This is a genomic window from Atribacter sp. (genome assembly GCF_035418125.1).
In the GTDB taxonomy this organism is placed as follows: Bacteria; Atribacterota; Atribacteria; order Atribacterales; family Atribacteraceae; genus Atribacter; species Atribacter allofermentans.
The window spans coordinates 1-2,478 of record NZ_DAOLQM010000297.1; the positions used below are offsets into that span (position 1 = coordinate 1).

The following is a 2,478-nucleotide window of genomic DNA, read 5'->3' on the forward strand; positions in this document are numbered from 1 at the left end:
TACTTGAACGTCCTTCACTCTTAATGTCTGTCGTGCTGTAATACTATGACTTGAACAACTTCGCTCTTCAAGAGGAGCAACTAAAATAATATTGGCTATTGGCTTAAAAACTCGAACTAAAGCCATAATCCCATCACTTTGATAACCATCATCATTGGTAATAAGGATGTTTCTTTTCATTCAATATGACCTCCAACCCGGTGTAGAATTTCTCTGGCTACGATCACACCCGATGTGGACGCCTGAATCAAACCTCGGGTAACACCGGCACCATCTCCAGCCATGAATAAATTCTCGATATCGCTTTCTAAATATTCGCTGAGTTTCACCCGAGACGAATAGAACTTTACTTCTAATCCATAGAGAAGATTATGCGGAGAACTCATTCCTGGAATAAACTTATCCATAGCCGAAATAATCTCTAATACATCTTGCAAAAACCGATAAGGGAGAACAAAACTCAAATCCCCCGGACTAGCACCGTTGAGTGTAGGCTTTAAAACTGATTTTTTTATTCGTTCTGGAGTAGACCTTCTTCCCAATTGTAAATCTTTAAGCCTTTGTATAACAACACCGCCACTGAGCATATTTGCTAAGCGAGCAACATAGCGGCCATATTCGATTGGTTCTTTGAAGGGTTCGGTAAAATGAGTACTTACCAGGATGGCAAAATTGGTATTGTTGGTTTTTCGATTTTCATAACTATGGCCATTAACGGTTATAATCCCATCGTTATATTCACTGACCACCTCACCATGAGGGCACATACAAAAAGTTCTCACTCGATCGTCAAAGGTATGGGAATAATAGATGAGTTTTAATTCGTACAAAACTTTGGTGTATTCTTCCATAATTGAAGCCGGTACTTCCATCCTAACGCCCAAATCTACGGGATTATTGACTAAATCAAGCTTTAATTTCAGTGCTTCTGTCCTTAGCCAATCAGCTCCAACCCGACCAGGTGCAACGATCAAGTAGTGGCTTTTAATCACATCGCCATTTTTCAGCTGAACCCCAACTGCTTGATGGTTTTTGGTTAATATTTCGGCAGCTTCAGTACGAGTGAGGATGGTCACCTTCTCTTTCAAATGATTTTTGATACGAGTTAATATTCCTCGACAGCTGTCAGTTCCCAAATGTCTCACTCGAGATGGGAGCAATATCAGTTCAGCCATTTCCGCTTTTTTCCGGAGTTCTTCCACCTTTTCTCCATCATCTCCATAAACCCGTGGGGTTGCTCCATAGCGAAGGTAGATATTATCAACGTACTGAAGAAGCTGTTCCAAATCATTCGGTTTTAAATAAGAAGTCAACTGACCTCCAACATCGTGGGAAAAAGTCAGCTTCCCATCACTGAATGCTCCTGCTCCTCCCCAGCCACAGAGCAATGAACATGGCTGACATTTTTGGCAGATATTTTTCTTTTCCCGGGCTGGGCATCTTCGTTCTTCAATATCTCCGCCTCGATCAATTATTAGAATATCAAGATCGGTTTTATCGGCAAGTTCTAATGCGGCAAAAATTCCCGCTGGTCCTCCTCCGATTATAATAACATCATAGGTATTTTTCATTCACAATCCCCTGATTCTTTTTTATTTCTTCAAGTATTTTTAGTGCTACTTCGAGCGCATTTTTCCCTTCCTCTAAACCAACCAGTGGTCTTTCTCCGTTTTTTACACAACGGGTAAAGTGTTCCAGTTCAAATCGAAGCGGCTCCCCTTTTTGCATCATCGGTTTCTCCATGAGAATAGGGGGAACTGCCGTGATTGTCTTTTTGTAAACCGCTAACTCTTGCTCCAAATAATCGATGGAAATAAAAGCATCGACTTCGGTGATTTCCATACGGCGAATTTTTTTCCTGGTGATTCGGCTAGCCGTAAGATTGGCAATGCAACCATTTTCAAAAAGTATCTGTGCATTAGCAATATCTTCTTGACGAGAAAATACTGGATATCCAAAAGAACTGATTTTAGTTACTTTGCTTTTGACAATGCTCATTACAATATCAATATCATGTATCATCAAATCAAGAACAACTCCCACATCGGTATTGCGGTTGGTATAGGGTCCCATACGATAACAATCGATAAATACTGGGCGATCAATTATTTTTGAAAGTTCCATGACTGCTGTGTTAAACCGCTCAATGTGACCTACCTGGAGAATCACTTTCTTTCTATTTGCCATCTCCATCAATTCTCGAGCTTCTTCGAGAGTCGTTGTAACCGGTTTTTCTATGAGTATATTAATCCCTTCTTCGATAAAATGTCCGGCAATCAAACGATGAAGCACGGTTGGGACTACAATGCTCACGGCATCAATTTTTCCAAACAACTCACGATAATCGTAATAGGGGGTCGTCGAGTATCTCTTGGCAATTTCTCTTGCTCGTTCCTGATTTATATCGACTACACCCACCAGAGTAGTATCTGGTATTTCAGAATAAATTCGGGCATGATGCTGTCCAAGATAACCAAC

At 40.8% G+C, this 2,478-nt stretch carries 3 protein-coding genes; all 3 read right to left on the reverse strand.

What is annotated here, in order from left to right:
- The coding region (locus PLK24_RS10730; RefSeq protein WP_324478998.1) for a 5'/3'-nucleotidase SurE at positions 1-180 on the reverse strand (180 nt) is incomplete at its 3' end.
- On the reverse strand, positions 177-1,571 hold the full coding sequence (locus PLK24_RS10735) for an NAD(P)/FAD-dependent oxidoreductase (RefSeq protein ID WP_324479000.1): 1,395 nt from the start codon (positions 1,569-1,571) through the stop codon (positions 177-179). The genes PLK24_RS10735 and PLK24_RS10730, both read right to left, overlap by 4 nt.
- Positions 1,555-2,478: Gfo/Idh/MocA family oxidoreductase (locus PLK24_RS10740; protein WP_324479002.1), on the reverse strand; the 924-nt coding region annotated here is incomplete at its 5' end. The genes PLK24_RS10735 and PLK24_RS10740, both read right to left, overlap by 17 nt.